The organism is Paracoccaceae bacterium (assembly GCA_012103375.1).
In the GTDB taxonomy this organism is placed as follows: domain Bacteria; phylum Pseudomonadota; class Alphaproteobacteria; order Rhodobacterales; family Rhodobacteraceae; genus WLWX01.
In genome coordinates, this window is the sequence record WLWX01000001.1 from 48,464 (window position 1) to 69,381 (window position 20,918).

The 20,918-nt window shown below is 62.0% G+C and carries 15 protein-coding genes and 2 pseudogenes; 13 read left to right on the forward strand and 4 right to left on the reverse strand.

Features of this window, described 5'->3' with window-relative positions:
• Positions 1-50: 50 nt before the first annotated feature.
• Positions 51-1,565: a YifB family Mg chelatase-like AAA ATPase gene (locus GKR99_00230; protein NKB26068.1), complete on the forward strand. Its 1,515-nt coding sequence runs from the start codon at positions 51-53 to the stop codon at positions 1,563-1,565.
• A gap of 19 nt (positions 1,566-1,584) precedes the next feature.
• On the opposite strand, the gene gshB is transcribed toward GKR99_00230, so the two are convergent.
• The 3 genes and pseudogenes from gshB to rsmI form a co-directional block, all read right to left on the reverse strand.
• Positions 1,585-2,529 carry a glutathione synthase gene (gene gshB / locus GKR99_00235; GenBank protein NKB26069.1) on the reverse strand — a complete coding sequence of 315 codons (945 nt, stop codon included), beginning with the start codon at positions 2,527-2,529 and terminating at the stop codon, positions 1,585-1,587.
• A 90-nt stretch (positions 2,530-2,619) separates the two neighbouring features.
• A pseudogene (locus GKR99_00240) lies at positions 2,620-2,973 on the reverse strand (hypothetical protein).
• A 182-nt stretch (positions 2,974-3,155) separates the two neighbouring features.
• Positions 3,156-4,073: a 16S rRNA (cytidine(1402)-2'-O)-methyltransferase gene (rsmI, locus tag GKR99_00245; protein NKB26070.1), complete on the reverse strand. Its 918-nt coding sequence runs from the start codon at positions 4,071-4,073 to the stop codon at positions 3,156-3,158.
• 156 nt (positions 4,074-4,229) lie between these two features.
• Between rsmI and GKR99_00250 the strand changes: the two genes are divergently transcribed.
• Genes GKR99_00250 through murJ form a run of 3 tightly spaced genes read left to right on the forward strand, consistent with a single transcriptional unit; the run spans position 4,230 to position 9,710 of the window.
• On the forward strand, positions 4,230-5,429 hold the full coding sequence (locus GKR99_00250; GenBank protein ID NKB26071.1) for an ABC transporter substrate-binding protein: 1,200 nt from the start codon (positions 4,230-4,232) through the stop codon (positions 5,427-5,429).
• A gap of 19 nt (positions 5,430-5,448) precedes the next feature.
• Positions 5,449-8,178, forward strand: coding sequence for a [protein-PII] uridylyltransferase (locus GKR99_00255; protein NKB26072.1), 2,730 nt, complete (start codon positions 5,449-5,451; stop codon positions 8,176-8,178).
• A complete protein-coding gene (gene murJ, locus GKR99_00260; GenBank protein ID NKB26073.1) occupies positions 8,175-9,710 on the forward strand; it encodes a murein biosynthesis integral membrane protein MurJ in 1,536 nt (511 codons plus the stop codon). Before GKR99_00255 ends, murJ begins: the two co-directional genes overlap by 4 nt.
• Before the next feature lie 7 nt (positions 9,711-9,717).
• Here murJ and GKR99_00265 read toward each other — a convergent pair.
• A pseudogene (locus tag GKR99_00265) lies at positions 9,718-10,382 on the reverse strand (SDR family oxidoreductase).
• A gap of 96 nt (positions 10,383-10,478) precedes the next feature.
• On the opposite strand from GKR99_00265, the gene GKR99_00270 reads away from it, so the two are divergent.
• From GKR99_00270 to GKR99_00310, 9 genes are all read left to right on the forward strand, one after another.
• Complete coding sequence (locus GKR99_00270; protein NKB26074.1) at positions 10,479-11,276, forward strand: glutathione S-transferase family protein; 798 nt, start codon at positions 10,479-10,481, stop codon at positions 11,274-11,276.
• A gap of 235 nt (positions 11,277-11,511) precedes the next feature.
• On the forward strand, positions 11,512-13,098 hold the full coding sequence (locus tag GKR99_00275; protein ID NKB26075.1) for a 2-isopropylmalate synthase: 1,587 nt from the start codon (positions 11,512-11,514) through the stop codon (positions 13,096-13,098).
• Positions 13,099-13,243: 145 nt separating this feature from the next.
• A complete protein-coding gene (locus GKR99_00280) occupies positions 13,244-14,287 on the forward strand; it encodes an MreB/Mrl family cell shape determining protein (GenBank protein ID NKB26076.1) in 1,044 nt (347 codons plus the stop codon).
• A gap of 68 nt (positions 14,288-14,355) precedes the next feature.
• Entirely contained in the window at positions 14,356-15,261 is a 906-nt protein-coding gene (gene mreC, locus GKR99_00285; GenBank protein NKB26077.1) for a rod shape-determining protein MreC, read from the forward strand.
• Positions 15,254-15,793: a rod shape-determining protein MreD gene (locus tag GKR99_00290; GenBank protein ID NKB26078.1), complete on the forward strand. Its 540-nt coding sequence runs from the start codon at positions 15,254-15,256 to the stop codon at positions 15,791-15,793. The genes mreC and GKR99_00290 overlap by 8 nt, the downstream gene beginning before the upstream one ends.
• The gene (gene mrdA, locus GKR99_00295) at positions 15,790-17,733 is read left to right on the forward strand and encodes a penicillin-binding protein 2 (GenBank protein ID NKB26079.1); all 1,944 of its coding nucleotides are present in this window, start codon (positions 15,790-15,792) and stop codon (positions 17,731-17,733) included. Before GKR99_00290 ends, mrdA begins: the two co-directional genes overlap by 4 nt.
• Positions 17,730-18,875, forward strand: a complete 1,146-nt coding sequence (gene rodA, locus GKR99_00300) for a rod shape-determining protein RodA (GenBank protein NKB26080.1) — start codon at positions 17,730-17,732, stop codon at positions 18,873-18,875. Before mrdA ends, rodA begins: the two co-directional genes overlap by 4 nt.
• Positions 18,872-19,804, forward strand: coding sequence for a glyoxylate/hydroxypyruvate reductase A (locus GKR99_00305; protein ID NKB26081.1), 933 nt, complete (start codon positions 18,872-18,874; stop codon positions 19,802-19,804). Before rodA ends, GKR99_00305 begins: the two co-directional genes overlap by 4 nt.
• A gap of 148 nt (positions 19,805-19,952) precedes the next feature.
• Positions 19,953-20,911 (forward strand): IS630 family transposase gene (locus GKR99_00310; protein ID NKB26082.1). Its coding sequence is split into 2 segments (ribosomal slippage): positions 19,953-20,294 and positions 20,297-20,911, totalling 957 coding nucleotides; the frame shifts between segments, so codons are not numbered across the junction.
• Positions 20,912-20,918: the final 7 nt, after the last annotated feature.

The window sequence follows — 20,918 nt, forward strand, 5'->3', positions numbered from 1 at the left end:
ACATTCCGCGTCAAGGGTTAACCATGTGTTACACAACGTCCGCCTGACCCTTGGTCGCCCGCACCTACACCGTCGCCTTCGAAGGCGTTCAGGCCCGCCTGGTCGAGGTTCAATGCGCCATCACCGCCGGGCTGCCGGCCTTTTCGCTGGTCGGCCTGCCCGACAAGGCCGTCAGCGAAGCGCGCGACCGGGTGCGCGCGGCAATGTCGGCCCTGTCGCTGGCGCTGCCATCCAAGCGGATCACGATCAACCTGTCGCCTGCCGATATGCCCAAGGAAGGCTCTCACTTCGATCTGCCAATCGCGCTGTCGCTGCTTGCCGCGTTGGACATTCTGCCCGCCGAAGAAGTCGCCCAGACCGTCGCCATGGGGGAATTGTCGCTGGACGGCGCCCTTGTTGCGGTCAATGGCGCGCTGCCCGCAGCAATGGCCGCCGCCGAGGCTGATTGTTCCCTGCTCTGCCCCGCTGATTGTGGCGCCGAAGCCGCCTGGGTCGACGCAACGCGGGTTATTGGCGCGGCCTCACTCGGCGATGTGGTGCGCCACTTTTCCGGGCAGGCGCCGCTGTCGCCCGCCGAAGCGGGCGTTGCCAAACCGACCTGTTCCAGCATGGATCTGCGCGATGTGCGCGGCCAGGAACGCGCCAAACGCGCGCTTGAGATTGCGGCCGCGGGCCGCCACCATTTGCTGATGGTTGGAACGCCGGGGTCCGGGAAATCCATGCTGGCGCAGCGCTTGCCCGGCATCCTGCCGCAGCTGACATCGATGGAGGCATTGGAAACCTCGATAATCCACTCGCTGACTGGCTTGCTGGACGCAGGCGGAATCAGCCGCGCGCGCCCGTTTCGCGAACCGCACCACACAGCTTCGATGGCGGCGATCGTGGGTGGCGGGCGCGGCGCGAAACCCGGTGAAATCTCGCTTGCGCACAACGGCGTTTTGTTTCTGGACGAATTCCCCGAGTACCCGCGTGCGGTTCTTGAAACCCTGCGCCAACCCATCGAAACCGGAGAGGTCGTGGTCGCCCGCGCCAACGCACATGTGAAATACCCGTGCAAATTCATGCTGATCGCCGCCGCAAACCCGTGCCGCTGCGGATACCTGTCAGACCCGAGCCGCGCTTGCGGGCGGGCCCCGGCCTGTGGCGATGACTATCTGGGCAAGATTTCCGGCCCGCTGCTGGATCGGTTTGATTTGCGGGTCGAGGTTCCCCCCGTCGCCTACCGCGATCTGGATCTGCCAGAAGCTGCCGAGGGCACCGCCGAAGTCGCCCTTCGTGTCGGCGCGGCCCGCAACATCCAGGATAGCCGCTTTGCCGACATACCTCGCATGAGCGCCAATGCCGATATCGCAGGGGACGCGATGGAGGCCTTCGCAACACCCGATTCAGAAGGGCGCGACCTGCTGAACCGCGTGGCCGAAAAATTCGGCCTGTCGGCGCGCGGATATCACCGCATTCTGCGCGTCGCGCGCACAATCGCCGATCTGGCCGAATCAGATAATGTCAGGAAGCCGCATGTGGCCGAGGCTGTAGGTTATCGCCTGTCCGTCTCAAAACTTCGCTGAGCGCCGGACTCTCATCTGCCTACCTCGCGATCCGCGCCTCAATCGCATCCCAGATCATGCCCGCAACATTGATCCCGTCGAATCGCTCCAACTCCTGAATGCCGGTGGGCGAGGTTACATTGATCTCGGTCAGATAGTCTCCGATCACGTCGATCCCGACGAAGATCTGACCCTTTTCGCGCAGAAGCGGACCGATGCGCGCACAGATTTCACGGTCCCGATCCGAAAGTTCGACTTTCTCCGGGCGCCCACCCACATGCATGTTCGACCGTGTCTCACCCTGCGCGGGCACCCGATTGATGGCGCCCACCGGTACCCCATCCACCAGGATGACCCGTTTGTCCCCGGCGCTGACATCGGGCAGGAATTTCTGAACGATCAGCGGTTCGCGGTTCATACCGGAAAACATCTCGTGCAGGCTGGCCAGGTTTCCGTCATCCGGGCGCAGCCGGAACACGCCCGCACCGCCGTTGCCGTAAAGCGGCTTGAGGATGATATCGCCATGCTCGGCGCGGAAATCCTTCAGCACGTCCAGATCGCGGGCAATCGTCGTGGGCGGCGTCAGGTCGGGGAAATCCAGCACCAACAGCTTTTCAGGGTAATTGCGCACCCAGAACGGATCATTGACCACAAGCGTATTGGGATGGATGCGATCCAACAGATGGGTCGTCGTGATATACCCCATATCAAACGGCGGATCCTGGCGCAGCCAGACCACGTCAACCTCCGACAGATCAACGCGCGACTCTGCCCCCAGAACCGCGTGATTGCCCTGTTCGCGGCGCACCGACAGCGGCCAGCCGCGGGCGGTGATCCTGCCGCCAGAATACGCCAGCCTGTCCGGCGTATAGTAAAACAGCGAATGCCCACGCGCCTGCGCCTCTTCCGCAAGGCGAAAGCTGCTGTCGGCATTGATATCTACGGAACCGATCGGGTCCATCTGAAAGGCAACTGACAGGGGCATGGCAACCTCAATAAACGTGCCGCCCCTGTTTAGCGTTCAGAGATGCCAGCGCAACGCCTAGAAACCATGACCAGCGGGCCACATTCACCTTCAGGCCGCAAATGCGTTTTCGATAACGTCGATTTGCCCGACCCCATTGACCAGTGCCACGTCAAATCGCGATGGCGTCATCTGCCCAAGTGGCTCTCCGGCCAGGAATTCGCTGGCAGCAGCCCAGATGCGCCGCATCTGGCGCGACGACAGGCTTTCCGCTGCCCGCGCAAAATCCCGCGATTTTTTAACTTCGATAAAGACAACATCGTCCCCGTCGCGTGCGACAAGATCAATTTAGCCGCCCTTTCCACGCCAGCGCCGATGCGTCACAGCACGTCCATTGCGCTGATAGAGTTCCGCAACCTGATCTTCTGCCGCCAGCCCGGCGTGATATGAACATGATCCACTCATGGCTGATTGTGTTGAAAAACTCCGAAATCAGAGCGTCGCGGATTTCTTGCGAAAACCTATGAAGCGAAATAGTCGGAAAGCTTTGACCACGAGACAGCGCATGGCTGCGCGTGAGCGCATGTAGGCGATTTGGGCCGACCCCCGCGCCAAAAATTTAGGATCGGGCTGCATGGAAAGAAAAATCATCGTTCAGGCCCTAAAACGGAGTTTTTCAACACAATCGGCTTATTCCCGATTTTCAGGGCGGCCTGATACACTTCGCGTCGCGGCAATGATAACGCCATCGCAACTTCGGCAACTGCATCCTTACGACTTAACCTTGCCATTGCATCCTCCAGAACCGCGTTCAGATCATCCGCTCCACGGTCATCCGGCTTTCGATCCACCACCAGAACAATTTCGCCACGCGGCGGGTTGCCAGCAATGTCATCAACCAATTCCGCAAGCGTCTGGCGCCGAACCTCTTCAAACTTCTTGGTCAGTTCCCGGCACAGGGCCGCTTCAACATCCCCACCGAATATTGCACAAATATCCTTAACAGTTTCCAAACATCGTTTCGGGCTTTCATAGATCACCAATGTTGCGCCTGTGCGCACCAGCTCGCGCAGTGCGGCTAGGCGAGCCGCGCGCTTTGGTGGCAGAAACCCCGCAAACAGGAACCGGTCTGTGGGTAAGCCCGAGACGACGAGTGCCGAGATCACGGCTGATGGTCCGGGTGCGCCCTCAACATGATGCCCTGCGGCCACTGCCGCGCGCACCAGTGCAAAGCCCGGATCGGCAATGCCGGGCGTTCCGGCATCGCTTGTCGGGGCGATCGACTTCCCCTCCTCCAACAGCGCCAGAAGCTGTGGGCGGCGGCCAGCGCCGTTGTGATCGTTGTAGGATATCAGCGGGCGCTGGCGCAGGGAAATGCCATGCAGTTCCAGCAGATGCCGCGCCCGGCGCGTGTCTTCGGCCATCAGGACGTCGGCGTCGCGAAGAATGTCCAAAGCGCGCAGCGTGATATCACGTGCATTACCGATCGGGGTCGCCACCAGGTACAGCCCAGCGGCCAATGCGGCACCTGCGCCGGGGTCAGATTTTGGGCCAGCGCCGGTCACAGCAGGACGCCGCCACGCGGGCGGTCAGAGGAAGGTCGAGATTTACACCGTGTTGTGATCATCATAGTGTCTTTTTGCTGCTGCCAAGGCACCCGTTGCCGCTTGTGACAGTGCGGGCATGTCCTGTTTTACTTTATAAGTCGACAAGGAAGTTCAATGCCCGCCTTATCTTCTATTTCCCGCCGGATCGCATTTGCCTGTGTCGCGTTGGTCGCCGGTTTTGCCCTATCTGCTTGCGAACCCATAGATTTCCGCAATTTCGGCGGCTTTGGCGGCGCAGGCGCGGGCCCCGGGATTGATACCACGCGCGCGGTTCCCGTCGCGCTGCTGGTGCCGCGTTCATCTGCCGAGGGTGGCCAGATCATTGCCGCCAGCCTGGAAAACGCCGCCCGGATGGCGATCCAGGATCTTGGAGGCGCATCAATTGACCTGCGTGTTTACGACACAGCCGGACAGGCCGGGCAGGCATCCATCGTCGCCCAGCAGGCCGTGGCCGAGGGCGCGCAGATCATCGTCGGCCCGTTCTTTGCCGCCTCGGCCAATGCCGCAGGTCTTGCAGTCGCCCCGCAGGGCGTCAACGTTCTGGCGTTTTCCAACAACACTGCCGTGGCAGGCGGCAATGTTTTCGTTCTGGGCAACACGTTCCAGAATTCGGCCAACCGGTTGGTCAGCTATGCGTCCAGCCAGGGCAAGGGCAAGATGTATATCATCCACGCACAAGACGCCGCTGAAGAGATTGGCGCGACGGCGATCCGAAATGCCGTCGGCAATTCGGTGCAGGCCGAACTGGTCGGCTCTGGCTCTTTTCCGCTGTCGCAACAGGGTGTGACGCGGGCGATTTCGGGCTTCTCCAAAGATGCCAAATCCTCGGGGGCGCAATCTGTTTTCTTCACCTCGGGTACGGCTGGCGCGATGCCTTTCCTGGCTGATCTGCTTCCAGGTGCCGGTTTGCCGCCTTCGGCAGTGCAGTATATCGGGCTTCAACGACTTGATATCCCGTCAAGCGCCCTGTCGCTGGGCGGATTGCAGGGCAGTTGGTTCGCTATCCCCGATCCGTCGCTGGCCGCCGGATTCCGCGCGCGGTATTCCGAGCGTTTCGGCACGGACCCGCATCCGACCGCGGGCCTGGCATACGACGGCATCGCTGCTGTGGGCGCGCTGGTCTCGGAAGGATCGCGCGATGCGCTGAGCGTGCGCAGCCTGACCCGCAGCGCCGGGTTCGTCGGAACCGGTGGCGTCTGGCGGTTGCGCACCGATGGCACCAATGACCGCGCATTGGCCGTGGCCCAGATCCGAAACAATCAGGTCAGCATCATTGACCCCGCGCCCAGAAGCTTCGGTGGCGCCGGTTTCTGAAACGGCCGGGTCACTGAACATGGGCCCAACGCAGTGGTTGGACGGCCCCGCGTTGCAGACAGCGCTTGACGCGGCGTTGCAGGATGCCCGTGACGCAGCCGGGATGCGCGCCATCGCGGTCCGTTTGATTGGCGAGGCCAACAGCCAAGCGCGCGACAGGATTGCAAGCGTTCTGGCGGAGGAGCCGAAGACCGCGCGCGACGCCGTGCGCGCCTATTCCGACGTCATGGACGCGGTGGTGGCCGCCGTGTTCCACGTTGCCACACACCACCTGCACCCGCGCCCCAACCCGACCGAGGCTGAACGTATCGCGATTGTGGCCGTGGGCGGGTACGGGCGCGCCGAAATGGCCCCGCATTCTGATGTTGACCTGCTGTTCCTGCTGCCCTGGAAGGCCACCGGCTGGATCGAAAGCGTCATCGAATCCATGCTGTACATGTTCTGGGACATGCATCTGAAAGTCGGCCACGCCACACGTTCGATCGCTGAAAATGTCCGACAGGCCCGCGAAGACACCACCATTCGCACCGCCCTGCTGGAACACCGCCCACTGATCGGCAATCGCCAGCTGACAAAGACGCTGAAAGAGACACTGTGGTCCGACGTGTTCCGAAACACCGGGCCCGCCTTTATCGAATCAAAGCTTGAAGAACGCGCCGCGCGTCACACGCGTCAGGGCGGGCAACGCTATGTCGTCGAACCCAATGTGAAAGAGGGCAAAGGCGGGCTGCGCGATCTGCAGACGCTCTATTGGATTGCAAAATACCTCAACCGGGTCGAAACGGTCGAACAACTTGTCCCGCTTGGCATGTTCTCACCCGAGGAATACGCCACCTTCGCCGCGGCCGAGGATTTCCTGTTGGCTGTGCGTTGCCAGCTGCATCTGATTACCGACCGCGCCATGGATCAACTGACCTTCGATTTGCAGGTCGAGGTCGCCGAACGGCTGGATTACAGCGATCACAGTGGGCGGCGCGCGGTCGAACATTTCATGCAGGAATATTTCCGGCACGCCACCCGCGTCGGCGAATTGACCCGCATCTTCCTGACCGCGCTGGAAGCCAAACATATCAAGAAAGAACCGATGCTTGTCGGTTTTTTTCGCCGTCGCAAGAAGACACGGCCCGAATACCGGATCGTCAACAACCGCCTTAGCATCAAGTCGCCCAAGGCATTTCTTGCCGACAAGCTGAATCTGCTCCGCATTTTTGAAGAGGGTCTGCGCACCGGCCTTCTGATTCACCCCGATGCAATGCGTCTGGTCGCGGCCAACCTTGACCTGATCGACGACGCCATGCGGGCCGATCCAGTGGCCACGCGGCTGTTCCTCGATATGCTGCTGAAGCACGGCAACCCCGAACGCGCCCTGCGCCGCATGAACGAACTTGGCGTGCTGGCAGCCTTCATCCCCGAATTCGCCCCCGTCGTCGCGATGATGCAGTTCAACATGTACCATAGCTATACGGTGGACGAGCATACGATCCAGTGCATCTCGACCCTGGCCCAGATCGAGCGCGAAGAACTGGTCGAGGAATTACCCATCGCCAGTGGCATCCTGAAAGGCGGCGTAGACCGAAAGGTCCTGTACCTGGCGCTGTTCCTGCATGACATCGGCAAGGGCCGGCCCGAGGATCACGCCGTTCTGGGGGCAGCGATCGCCCGCAAGGTCGCCCCGCGCTTCGGGCTGAAATCTGCCGATTGCGAAACCGTCGAATGGCTGGTGCGCACCCATTTGCTGATGTCGGACATGGCGCAGAAGCGCGACATCTCGGACCCGCGGACGGTTCGCGACTTTGCCAAGGCCGTGAAAACCGTCAAGCGGCTGGACCTGCTGACGGTGCAGACGGTCTGCGACATACGCGGCGTCGGCCCCGGCGTATGGAACAACTGGAAGGCCGAGCTGTTGCGCGGCCTCTACCGCGAAACGTCAACCGCGCTTGGCTCTGGCCTGGAAGCGGTGAACCGCGAAACCCGTGTGGCCGAGGCCAAGCGCAACCTGCGCGCCGCCCTGCCCGATTGGGACAAGAAGGCATTGAAGATCGAAACGTCGCGCCACTATGGCCCTTATTGGCAGGGCCTGCCAACGGCGGCGCATTGCGTCTTTGCAGACTTCCTCAAGGACATCGGCGAAGACGAGATTCGCATCGACCTGTTGCCAGACAAAGACCGCGACGCAACCCGCGCCTGCTTTGCACTGGCCGACCATCCCGGGATTTTTTCGCGTCTGGCCGGGGCGCTGACGCTTGTGGGGGCAAATGTCGTCGATGCGCGCACCTATACGTCCAAGGACGGCTATGCGACGGCGACGTTCTGGGTTCAGGACGCAGAAGGCAGCCCCTATCAGGCGCGCCACCTGCGCCGGTTGCGCACCATGATCAAAAAAACCCTCAGCGGAGATGTTGTGGTCCGCGACGCCGTGCAGGACCGCGACAGGATCAAGAAGCGCGAGCGTGCGTTCAAGGTGCCGACCTCGATCAGCTTCGACAACGAAGGCTCGGAAATATATACGATTATCGAGGTCGACACCCGGGATCGTCCCGGATTGTTGTATGATCTGACGCGAACCCTGGCGAATGCAAATATCCAGATTTCGAGTGCGGTGATTGCAACCTATGGCGCACAGGCCGTGGATAGTTTTTATGTCAAGGACATGGTTGGGCTGAAACTCCATTCGGAAAATCGCCGCAAGGGGCTGGAAAAGAAGCTGCGCGAGGCGATCGCGTCCGGTGCAAAGCGGGCGCAGGGATGAAGCCCGTGCGCCTGATTTCCGGTTTTCTGACCGTTGGCGGCTGGACGCTTGCCTCGCGCGTGTTGGGGTTCGTTCGGGACATCCTGATCGCTGCGTTCCTTGGCGCCGGCCCGGTGGCCGAGGCGTTCCTGATCGCCTTTGGCCTGCCCAACATGTTCCGCCGCTTCTTTGCCGAAGGCGCCTTCAACATGGCCTTCGTGCCGATGTTCTCGAAAAAGCTCGAGGCCCGCGACGGCCCGCTGGACTTCGCCCGCGACGCTTTTACCGCCCTGGCCGGAATCCTGATCGTTTTCACGTTGGTCGCCCAGATATTCATGCCGTGGCTGGTTCTGGCCATGGCCGGGGGCTTCGCCGATGACGGGCGGCTTGATCTTGCGACGCTGTTCGGGCGGATCGCCTTTCCCTACATCCTGTTCATCTCGCTCGCCGCCCTGTTGAGTGGGGTTCTGAATGCCACCGGCCGGTTTGCCGCCGCCGCCGCGGCACCGCTGTTGCTGAACATCCTGTTCATTGGCGCGCTCTGGCTGGCAGAACTTATGGGCTGGGATATCGGGCTGACGCTGGCCTGGACGGTGCCCTTGGCCGGTGTTGCGCAACTGGCGCTGGTCTGGGTCGCTGCTGCGCAGGCCGGGTTCCGCCTGATCCCGACCCGCCCGCGTCTGACCCCCGACCTGAAGCGTCTCGCCATCATCGCCGCCCCCGCAGCCCTGGCCGGGGGCGTGGTTCAGGTCAACTTGCTGGTGGGGCGGCAGGTGGCCAGCTTCTTTGACGGCGCAATCGCCTGGCTCAGCTACGCAGATCGCCTGTACCAGCTTCCCCTTGGGGTGGTTGGCATTGCGATCGGGGTGGTCCTGCTGCCCGATCTATCGCGCCGCCTTCAGGCGAACGACACCGCAGGCGGGCAGCACGCCGCCAGCCGCGCGGCGGAAATGAGCCTTGCTCTGACCGTCCCCGCCGCTGTCGCCCTGATCGTGGTGCCTGGACCGCTGGTCAGCACCCTGTTTCAACGCGGCGCATTCTCCGCCGAAGACGCCGCCGCCACCGCCGCCGCCGTAGCGATCTATGGACTGGGGCTGCCCGCTTTCGTTCTGCAAAAGGTGCTGCAACCGCTGTATTTCGCGCGCGAGGATACCCGCAGCCCGTTTCGGTTCGCGCTGGTGGCGATGGTCATAAACGCCGCCCTCGCCATCAGCCTGGCACCGGTCATTGGCTATCTTGCTGCCGCCGTCGGGGCCAGCCTGGCAGGTTGGGCGATGGTCTGGCTGCTGTGGCGGGGCGCGCGGTCCATGGGCGAGGCTGCCAAACCAGATGACCGTCTGCGCCGCCGCGCCGCCCGCATTTGTCTTGCGGCCGCGCTGATGGGCGCCGTCCTCTGGGCGGCGATGTTTGCGCTGGCACCTATGTTCGCCGGACCGGCCCAGTGGCTGGCCCTGCTGTTACTGGTCAGTATCGGGATGGTCAGTTACTTCGTCGCCGGGCGGCTGCTGGGTGCCTTTGCGCTGTCAGATTTCAAGGGCGCGCTTAAACGCTGACACCCCCTCACCAAGGTACCGGAGCGCCCGAATAATCGAAGAACCCGCCGGATTGCGCGGGCGTCAATGCCTCAAAACATCCAGCAAGCGCTGCGCGGACTCTGCCGGGTTCAGCTTGTCGCGCCCGGGATATTCGCGTGTGAAGGGCGTATCCACAGTGCCCGGATGCAGCAAGGCCAGTACCGCCTTCGGGTGGGTACGCGCCACTTCGACCGCCGCCCCGTGGATCAACTGGTTCAAAGCCGCCTTGGAGGCCCGATACCCATACCAACCGCCGGTCCGGTTATCGCCGATGGAACCAACCCGCGCCGACAAGGCGGTAAACACGCTACACCGGTCACGCGGCATCAGACGCAGGCTATGCTTCAACACCAACATCGGACCAATCGCATTCACCGCGAACTGCCCCGCCAGACCCTCAGCCCCCACTGCCTTCAGCGATTTTTCAGGCCCGGCGCCATCAACGCGCAGCGCGCCGGTCGCCACGAAGATCAGGTCGAACGGCGCATCCAGTGCACCCAAAATCGCAGCAACCGACGCCTCGTCCGTGACGTCCAACCCGTCAGCCGACCGCGACAGCCGCGTTACAGAATGGTCTGCTTGCAAACGCTCTGCAATCGCTGCGCCAATCCCGCCCGAAGCGCCGATCACTAATGCCCGTTTCTGTGTTATAAGGGCGGACCTAACCCATTCCGGCCAGGGATCAAATCGGGGTGGACCGGGATCGTCGCGCGCGTATCATGATGCACCAACAAAGGATGCAGCTTGATGCCAAAACCAACCGTCTTCCACATCCCGGTCTGCCCCTTCTGCCAGCGGCTTGAAATCCTGCTGGACCTCAAAGGTCAGCGCGATGCGGTGGACTTCAAAGTGATCGACATCACCGTTCCGCGCCCCGACTGGCTGCTGGAAAAGACCGGCGGCACCACTGCCCTGCCGATTTTTGAGGACGATCAATCCCGCGTCCTGAAGGAAAGCATGGTCATCCTGCGCTATCTGGACGAAAGCCTGCCTGGTCCGCCCGTCGCCCGCGCCGATCCCTATGAACGCGCCATTGAACGCCTGTTCATTACCCGCGAAGGCGCTTTCACCGGCGACGGTTATCGCATGGTTATGAACCAATCCCGCGAAGACCGCGCGGGATTTGCGGATAAGATGGACACCCACTGGCGCTGGTTCGATGACTTCCTGATGCAGCACAATCCGGACGGCACGTACCTGTTCGACGATTTCGGCCTGGCCGAGGTTGTCTATACCCCACTGTTCATGCGCTTCTGGTTCCTGGACTATTACGAAAGCTACACAATCCCAGCCAACGCACCGCGCGCCGCGAAATGGCGCGACGCATGCCTCGCCCATCTGTCTGCCCAGCAAACCAGCCATGAGGAAATCGTCAAACTCTACTATGACTACGCCAAGGGTGCCGGGAACGGGGCGCTGCTGCCGGGGCGCAAGGTGTCGTCATTCACATTCGATCCCGACTGGCCCGCCCGTCCGATGCCACCGGCGGACAAATACGGTGTTGCCGCCACTGACGCCGAACTGGGTCTAGCCCCGGGCGGATAAGCCACCAGCCGCCTCTCTCTTCTCGTCGAAAATATCCTCGCCGAAAGCATGAAACTCTTTTCACGCCGCCTCAAATCCGTATAAGTGCCCCCATGAAGCACGTAGCACATATCCCGTCCGCCATGCGTTGGGCCTGCTTCTTCTCCTTAGCCGCCTCTGAGCGTGCCTTTCGGCGCAACCGCTCAGAGGGGTCCCCGCGCCGGATAAAACGCTAAGGAAACAACGGATTAGACCAATGACAAACCCAACGAACACGACGGACAAGAACCGTGTGGTGATCTTTGACACCACCCTGCGCGATGGCGAACAAAGCCCCGGCGCGACCATGACCCACGACCAGAAGCTGGAGATTGCCGTACTGCTGGACGAGATGGGCGTCGATATCATCGAGGCAGGATTCCCCATCGCCAGCCCCGGCGATTTCGAGGCGGTCACGGAAATATCAAAACGTGCCAAATCCTCGGTCATATGCGGGCTGTCACGGGCACAGTTCAAAGAAATCGACCGCGCGTGGGAGGCTGTGAAACACGCCAAACGCCCGCGAATTCATACATTTATCGGCACTTCGCCACTGCACCGGGACATGCACAGCCTGACACAGGACGGCATGGCCGAACGGATCCACGCCACCGTCACACACGCCCGTAACCTGTGCGACAACGTGCAGTGGTCGCCAATGGATGCCACCAGGACCGAGCATGATTATCTGCGCCGCGTGGTGGAAATCGCCATCAAGGCCGGGGCGACAACGATCAACATCCCCGATACCGTCGGCTACACCGCCCCGATCGAAAGCGCCGATCTGATCCGGATGCTGATCAACGATGTTCCGGGCGCGGATGAGGTGATTTTCGCCACCCATTGCCACAATGATCTGGGCATGGCGACGGCGAACTCGCTGGCCGCTGTCGATGGCGGAGCGCGGCAAATTGAATGCACGATCAACGGCTTGGGCGAACGTGCAGGCAACACGGCGCTGGAAGAAGTTGTGATGGCGATGAAGGTTCGCAAGGACATCATGCCCTACACCACAGGAATTGACACGACCAAGATCATGGCGCTCAGCCGCAAGGTTGCCCAGGTTTCCGGCTTTGCGGTGCAGTTCAACAAGGCCATCGTCGGCAAGAATGCTTTTCTGCACGAAAGCGGCATCCATCAGGACGGTGTGCTGAAAAACGCCGAAACGTTTGAGATCATGCGCCCCGAGGATATCGGGCTGAACACTTCGAACATCGTGATGGGCAAACACTCGGGCCGTGCTGCCCTGCGCGCCAAACTGAAAGAGCTGGGGTTCGATCTGGCCGACAATCAGCTGAACGATGTCTTTGTGCGGTTCAAGGATCTGGCTGATCGCAAAAAGGAAGTCTACGACGAGGATCTGGTCGCCCTGATGCGCGATCAGCCAGGCGATGAAACGTTGGAACGGATTCGCGTCAAATTCCTGCGGGTGATCTGCGGCACCGAAGCGCCCCAATCAGCCGATCTGACGCTGGAGGTTGACGGCAAAGACCACCAGACAACGGCAACCGGCGACGGCCCCGTGGATGCAGTATTCAATGCGGTGAAAGCCCTGTTTCCGCATGACGCGCGGCTGCAACTCTATCAGGTGCATGCGGTGACCGAAGGCACTGACGCGCAGGCCACGGTAAGTGTTCGGATGGAGGAAGACGGGCGCATTGCCACTGGCCAATCCTCGGATACCGACACGGTCGTGGCCAGCGCCAAGGCCTATGTCAACGCGCTGAACCGGCTGCTGGTGCGCCGCACCAAGTCGGACCCGGATGCAGACGTGAAGACGGTCAGCTACAAGGATGCGGGCTAAGACCTTACGGCAGGCGGCGGAGCTTTGCCCACCGCCTGCCGGAATTGTCCTTTTCGATCATCGACACGCCGCCTATAAGGTTTGCCTGCCCGGTGGTTGGGGAATCACCGAACATATCTGACTTTGGCATTGGAATGGGTACGCGATGTTTGGCTGGTTATTCGGAGGGCTGTTCTCGGCCGATATGGCGATTGACCTCGGCACTGCCAACACGCTGATTTATATCAAGGGCAAGGGCATCGTGCTGGCCGAACCTTCGGTGGTGGCCTACCACATCAAAGACGGGCGCAAGCAGGTTTTGGCGGTGGGCGAGGATGCCAAGCTGATGCTGGGCCGCACCCCCGGTTCTATCGAGGCGATCCGCCCGATGCGCGAAGGCGTCATTGCAGATTTCGATGTCGCCGAGGAAATGATCAAGCATTTCATCCGCAAGGTGCATCCGCGCACCACGTTCTCGAAACCGAAAATCATCGTCTGCGTGCCCTACGGCGCCACCCCGGTTGAAAAACGCGCCATCCGCCAGTCGGTTCTGGGGGCCGGTGCGCGCAAAGCGGGATTGATCGCGGAACCCATTGCCGCCGCCATCGGCGCGGGCATGCCGATCACCGACCCCACCGGCAACATGATCGTCGACATCGGTGGCGGGACGACCGAGGTTGCGGTGCTGTCCCTTGGCGATGTTGTCTATGCCCGCTCGATCCGCGTCGGCGGCGACCGTATGGACGAGGCGATCATCAACCACCTGCGCCGCCAACAGAACCTGCTGGTCGGCGAACAAACGGCCGAGCGGATCAAGACCACCATCGGCACCGCCCGCATGCCCAACGACGGGCGCGGCACCGCCGTGCACATCCGGGGCCGCGACCTGATCAACGGCGTCCCGCGAGAGACCGAGATCAACCAGGCCCAGGTGGCCGAGGCGCTGGCCGAACCCGTGGCCGCGATTTGCGAAGCCGTGACCGCCGCACTGGAAGCAACCCCGCCGGACCTTGCCGCCGACATCGTGGATCGCGGTGTGATTCTGACCGGCGGTGGCGCTTTGCTGGGTGACCTTGATCTGGCCCTGCGCGAACAGACCGGGCTGGCCGTTTCGGTGGCTGACGAACCACTGAATTGTGTAGCGCTCGGCACTGGCAAGGCACTGGAATATGAACAACAGTTGCGGCATGTGATAGACTACGACAGCTAACACTCCGCCGGGGCGCGGGCGCTGCTGTGCCTGTTGCCCTCTCCTGACGTCAGATCGGGGGTTGACCCGTGGCCCGAAGCCGAGCCCGCGCTGAAGATTTCGCCCGCCCTGTTCGGCGGGTTCTTGTCGTTGGGCTGATTATTTTCCTGGTTGGGCTGTTCGCGCTATGGCGTATCGACAACCCGCGCGCTGAACGGTTCCGCGCCATGGTGGTCGACCGCTTCGTGCCATCCTTTGACTGGGCCTTCGTTCCGGTCACTGCGGCGGCGGGCATGATCGAGGATTTTCAGTCCTACGCCCGCATCCATGAACAGAATCAGGAGTTGAAGCGAGAGCTTCAGCAAATGAAGGCCTGGAAAGAGGCCGCGCTGCAACTTGAACAGGAAAACGCCAAGCTGCTGGCGCTGAACGAGATGCAATTGGAACCGAAGCTGACCTATATCGGCGGCGTGGTGCTGGCTGACAGCGGCTCTCCGTTTCGCCAGTCGGTGCTGCTGAATGTCGGTGCGCGCGACGGGATCCGCGATGGCTGGGCGGCGACAGACGGGCTGGGCCTGGTGGGGCGAATTTCCGGGGTCGGGGCGAATTCGTCGCGGGTGCTGATGCTGACGGATTCATCCTCGCGTATGCCGATCACCATCCAGCCAAGCGGGCAGACCGCGATTCTGACGGGTCAGAACCTGCCGCGCCCGCTGATATCCTTCCTCCAGGAACCCGACCAGATCCGCCCCGGCGACCGCGTGGTCAGTTCCGGCGATGGGCAAGTGTTCCCGGCGGGCCTTCTGGTCGGTCAAGTGGCCCTTGGGCAGGACAGGCGATTGCGCGTGTCGCTGGCGGCTGATTATGAGCGCCTGGAATTCCTGCGGGTGCTGCGCAGCAAGCTGGCCAATACCATCGACGACCCCGGATCCATGGTCGCCCCGCTGCCCGAAGTTCAGGGCCCGCAATTGCCGCGGGAGGCTACGGATGGCTGATATCTCAACCACGCGCTGCTGGCGTCTGCGATTGCTGTTCGTCCTGCTGGCCGGGCTGATTTATTTTGTGCATCTGCTGCCGTTGCGCACCGGGCCGGGCGGCTGGCCGATCCCCGATTTCGTCACTCTTATCGGGTTCGTCTGGGTGCTGCGGCGATCCGCCGTCATGCCGATCTGGCTGTTTGCCGCGATGGTTCTGCTGGGCGATTTCCTTCTGATGCGCCCGCTGGGTCTTTGGACCGCGCTTGGCGTGCTCGCCCTCGAATTCCTGCGTAGCCGCGAACCAACGTCGCGCGACATGCCGCTGGCGGTGGAATGGTCGATGGTCGTGGGTGTCCTTGCGCTGATGTTTGCCGGGCAGGCGCTGGCGCTGGCGGTATTCGTGGCTGATCAGCCACGGTTCACTTTGATCGCGTCCCAGTTCGTGCTGACGATCTTTGCCTATCCGCTGGTCGTCCTGGCCACCCGCCATGGCCTGGGTCTGCGCAAAGCCTTGCGACCGCAATCCGGCGCATTGGGGATCAGGGCATGAAACGCACGCCCCGCGATGCCGAGTACAGCGCCAAGCTGATCACCCGCCGGGGTCTGGTTCTGGGCGGCGTGCAATTGGGCATACTGGGAGTTCTTGGCACGCGCATGCATCAGTTGCAGGTCAAGCAGGCCTCGGAATATCGCCTTCTGGCCGATGAAAACCGCATCAACCTGCACCTGCTCGCCCCGGCGCGCGGGCTGATCTATGACCGCAACGGCGTGGTGATCGCGGACAATGAACAGAATTACCGCATCGCAATCGTGCGCGAGGTTGCCGGTGATGTGGACGCGGTCGTCGAACGCCTGCGCCGCATCGTCCGCCTTGACCCGGACGAGTTGGCGCGCGCGGTGGCCGAGGTCAAGCGACGCTCTCCCTTCGTGCCGGTGACACTGGCCGATCAGCTTAGCTGGGATGACATCGCCGAGGTTGCGGTCAACGCACCCGCCCTGCCCGGTATCACGCCCGAGGTTGGTCTGTCGCGCAGCTACCCGATGGGCAGCGATTTTGCGCATGTGCTGGGGTATGTTGGTGCGGTCAGCGACTATGATCTAAGCCGCATCGACGACAAGGACCCGCTGTTGCAGATCCCGAAATTTCAGATCGGCAAGGTCGGGGTCGAGCGCAAGATGGAGGCCGCCCTGCGCGGCGGTGCAGGCAGCCGCCAGATCGAGGTCAACGCCAACGGCCGCGTCATGCGCAAGCTTGAGCGCAAGGAAGGCGACCCCGGCGCGGATGTGCAACTGACGCTCGATCACGGGCTCCAGAATTTCGCCATGGCCCGGATGCAGTACGAAAGCGCCGCCGCCGTGGTGATGGAGGTGGACACCGGCGATATCCTGGCCATCACCTCGACCCCTTCGTTCGACCCAAACAAATTCGTCCACGGCATCTCCAGCGCCGATTATCGCACCCTGACGGAAAGCATTTACCGCCCGCTGGCGGATAAGTCGGTGCAGGGTACTTACCCGCCGGGATCAACCTTCAAGATGATGGTTGCGCTGGCGGGGTTGGAACATGGGATCATCCAGCCGAACGACACCACGCGCTGCCGCGGGTTCACCACGCTGGGCAAACGCAAATTCCACTGCTGGAAGCGGGGCGGCCATGGCAATGTCGATCTGGAAACCAGCCTGCGCCGGTCCTGTGACGTCTATTATTACGAGCTTGCCCGAAAGGTCGGCATCGACAAGATCGCGGAAATGGCGCGTCGGTTCGGCTTTGACGACGCCTTCAACCTGCCGATGTCTGCCGTCAGCCGCGGCATCATGCCCGACAAGACCTGGCTGGCGCAGCGCTATAGCGAAGACTGGCGCGTCGGTGACACGCTGAACGCGGCCATCGGGCAAGGCTATGTGCTGGCCACACCGCTGCAACTGGCGGTGATGGCAGCGCGGATTGCCAATGGAACGGGGGTAGAACCCCGGCTGGTGAAATCCGTCGACTCGGTCGAGGTTCCGCTGGAACCGGCCCTGTCGCTGCGGGTCAATGAAAACCACCTGCGGCTGGTGCGTGACGGAATGTTCGGCGTCGTCAATCGCGCAGGCGGGACGGCAGGTCGGTCGCGGGTGGCGCTGCCGGAATTCACGATGGCCGGAAAAACGGGCACCAGCCAGGTCCGCAGCATTTCGGCCGCCGAACGCGCCCAGGGCGTTACCCGCAACGCCGATCTGCCGTGGGAACGCCGTGACCACGCGCTGTTCGTCAGTTACGCCCCATACGAAAACCCGAAATACGCCGTCTCGGTCGTGGTCGAACATGGCGGCGGAGGCTCGGTCGCCGCCGCGCCCATCGCGCGCGATCTGATGCTTTATGCGCTTTATGGCGGCATGCCCCAGTTAGAGGCTTATCCCAGCAACCAACAGCGCGAAGCGGGCGAACGCCTGAACGCCCTGCCACTGCGCCAGCGCCAGACCGGCAAACCGGCAAGCTCTCGCGCATGAGTTATCTGGAATACAAGATCAAGACCGTGCCGACCGGGATTTCGAAAGTCCTGTATCTGAACTGGCCGCTGATTCTGCTGCTGACGGCCGTGGCCAGCGTCGGCTTTCTGATGCTGTTCTCGGTCGCGGGCGGCAACATGCAGCCCTGGGCCGAACCACAGATGAAACGCTTTGGCCTTGGGCTGGCGGCCATGTTCGTCATCGCGATGGTGCCGATCTGGTTCTGGCGCAACATGGCGGGCCTGGCCTATGCGGTGTCGATCCTGCTGCTGCTGCTGGTCGAATTCTTCGGCTTCAGCGGCGGCGGCGCCCAACGCTGGATCGACCTTGGTTTCATGCGGCTGCAACCGTCCGAGCTGACCAAAGTCACGCTGGTGATGATCCTCGCCGCCTATTACGACTGGCTAGAGGTTGAAAGAACCTCTCATCCGCTTTGGGTACTTGTTCCCATGGCGCTGATCCTGGTGCCGACCTTCCTGGTCCTGAAACAACCTGATCTGGGCACCGCGATCCTGCTGGTCGCGGGCGGGGGCATCATGATGTTCGTCGCCGGGGTCCATTGGGCGTATTTCATCGCGGTCATCATTGCAGGCGTCGGGGTCGTCTATACGACCCTGCTGTCGCGTGGCACCGACTGGCAGTTGCTGAAAGATTACCAGTTCCGCCGCATCGACACCTTTCTTGATCCCTCATCAGATCCGCTGGGCGCGGGCTATAACATCACCCAGTCGAAAATCGCCCTCGGCTCGGGCGGGTTTTCGGGCCGGGGCTTCATGCAGGGCACCCAGTCGCGCCTGAACTTCCTGCCCGAAAAACACACCGACTTCATCTTCACCACCCTGGCCGAGGAATTCGGCTTTGTCGGGGCCATCTCTTTACTTTTGCTCTATGGGCTGATCCTGATGTTCTGCATCACTTCGGCATTGACCAACAAGGATCGCTTCGGGTCACTGGTCACATTGGGCGTCGGGGCGACATTCTTCCTGTTTTTCGCCGTCAACATGGCCATGGTGATGGGGCTGATGCCCGTCGTCGGCGTGCCGCTGCCACTGATCAGCTACGGAGGAACTGCCATGATCGTTCTGCTTGCCGCATTCGGGCTGGCACAGTCCGCCCACGTCCACAGGCCGCGCGGTAAATGAGCGTCACTGTCCTGTTCGATGCGGCCCCGGCAAATTGGCCCCGGTACGAAGGTCCTTTGGCGCAGGCGCTGCAGACCGCGGGCGTGGACGCAACGCTGACCACGGGAGCCCCACCGGAACAGGTCGATTTCATCGTTTATTCCCCCGGCGGCGCAATCACTGATTTTACGCCCTACACGCGGGCGCGCGCCGTGCTCAGCCTCTGGGCCGGGGTCGAACGGATCATCACAAACCCGACCCTGACCCAGCCGCTGGCCCGCATGGTCGACCCCGGCATGACCGAGGGCATGACCGAATGGATCGTCGCCCATACCATGCGTCACCACATCGGCATGGACGCCCATCTTGAGGCAGCGCCCGGAACCTGGCAACAGATTACCCCGCCACTGGCCCGCAATCGCCGCATCGGCCTCCTCGGCCTTGGTACGCTTGGGTCTGCGGCCGCGCTGGCCCTTGCAGGGCTGAATTTCAACGTCTCCGGTTGGAGCCGCCGACCCAGACAGATCGACGGGATAACATGCCACAGCGGTCAGGACGGGCTGCGCGATGTCATGGTAGGCTCTGAGATCCTCATCCTCCTGCTGCCCCAGACTGCGGGGACCGAGGGGCTGCTGAACGCCGAAACACTCTCGCTCATGCCGCGCGGCGCTTCGATCCTTAATCCGGGTCGTGGCCCGCTGATCGACGACGACGCGCTGCTGGCGGCCCTCGATACTGGCCAGATCAGCCGCGCCACGCTGGATGTTTTCCGCATCGAACCCCTGCCCCGCGATCACCCGTTCTGGGCGCATCCGCGTGTGACCGTGACGCCGCACATCGCCTCGGAAACCCGCCCCGAAACGGCGGTCACGATCATCGCCGAAAACATCCGCCGCAGCGAAGCCGGCGAACCCCTGCTGCATCTGGTTGACCGCCGTGCAGGTTACTGAGGCCTTGTCCGTCTTCTTGTCGAAAATTTCCCCGCCGGAGGCATGAAGTTTTTTAACCTGCCCCCTAAAGCGTTTCGTCTTGAACCTGAATCGCGAGGGATTCCCTTGAGACCTGATCTGTGATTCATCCTGTTTGGGAGGATGGATCATGTCAGCACCTTTGCCATCTGCGCTTCGGATACGGTTTCAGAGATACATTGAAGAAGGGTTGAGCGGGCGCGCGGCGGCGTTGCGGTTGAAGCTGTCGCCTGCCACAGGCGCGCGGTGGGCGCGTCAGGTGAGGATGAAGGGTCATGCGGAACCTGCCCGGCAGGGACCGCCGCGCGGCAAGGGAAAGCTGGCTCCGCATCGGGAATTCTTTGAGGAGTTGATCGCACAAGACCCTGACATCACGCTCTTTGAGTTGCGTAATGCGCTGGCCGATGCAGAGGGTGTGCGGGTGCATCACTCCTCCATCGCCAACCTTCTGTCCCGGCTCGGCTTCACGTACAAAAAAAGTCGCTGGTCGCAACCGAGCGCCGCCGCGCCAAGGTAAGGCAGCAACGGGCCGACTGGTTCAGATACCGCTCGCCAGCCATTGCGACCTTTCCTGAGCGCGTTGTCTTTATTGACGAAACCGCAGTGAAGACAAACCTCACGCGCCTACGCGGCAGAGCCAAGCGCGGTAAGCGCCTGACGATGGATGCGCCCTTCGGAAGCTGGGGAACCCAAACCTTGATCGCGGGCCTGACCCAAGGCGCGCTGATCGCACCTTGGGTCATCAAGGGAGCGATAGATGGCCCCGCCTTCGCGGCCTACATCCGCGAAGTGCTGGTCCCCGAGATCAACCCCGGCACTGTCGTCATTCTCGACAACCTGGCAACCCACCGGAATAAGGAGGCGACGCAGGCTTTACGCAATCACGGCTGCTGGTTCCTTTACCTGCCACCGTACTCGCCCGACCTGAATCCCATCGAGCAGGCCTTCTCTAAACTGAAAGCCCATTTGCGACGGATCGGGGTCAGGTCCTTTACCCAGGTCTTCGAAGCAATCGGAGCAATCTGCGATCTCTACGACCCAGTAGAATGCTGGAACTACTTTAAGGCCGCCGGATATGTCTCAGGTTAATGTCGAA

Coding starts and splice junctions, on each gene's coding strand:
- GKR99_00280 (NKB26076.1), top strand. CDS start 13,244: ATGTTTGGCTGGTTATTCGGAGGGCTGTTCTCGGCCGATATGGCGATT.
- GKR99_00275 (NKB26075.1), top strand. CDS start 11,512: ATGACAAACCCAACGAACACGACGGACAAGAACCGTGTGGTGATCTTT.
- rodA (NKB26080.1), top strand. CDS start 17,730: ATGAGTTATCTGGAATACAAGATCAAGACCGTGCCGACCGGGATTTCG.
- murJ (NKB26073.1), top strand. CDS start 8,175: ATGAAGCCCGTGCGCCTGATTTCCGGTTTTCTGACCGTTGGCGGCTGG.
- GKR99_00250 (NKB26071.1), top strand. CDS start 4,230: ATGCCCGCCTTATCTTCTATTTCCCGCCGGATCGCATTTGCCTGTGTC.
- GKR99_00305 (NKB26081.1), top strand. CDS start 18,872: ATGAGCGTCACTGTCCTGTTCGATGCGGCCCCGGCAAATTGGCCCCGG.
- mrdA (NKB26079.1), top strand. CDS start 15,790: ATGAAACGCACGCCCCGCGATGCCGAGTACAGCGCCAAGCTGATCACC.
- gshB (NKB26069.1), bottom strand. CDS start 2,529: ATGCCCCTGTCAGTTGCCTTTCAGATGGACCCGATCGGTTCCGTAGAT.
- GKR99_00270 (NKB26074.1), top strand. CDS start 10,479: ATGCCAAAACCAACCGTCTTCCACATCCCGGTCTGCCCCTTCTGCCAG.
- GKR99_00255 (NKB26072.1), top strand. CDS start 5,449: ATGGGCCCAACGCAGTGGTTGGACGGCCCCGCGTTGCAGACAGCGCTT.
- GKR99_00290 (NKB26078.1), top strand. CDS start 15,254: ATGGCTGATATCTCAACCACGCGCTGCTGGCGTCTGCGATTGCTGTTC.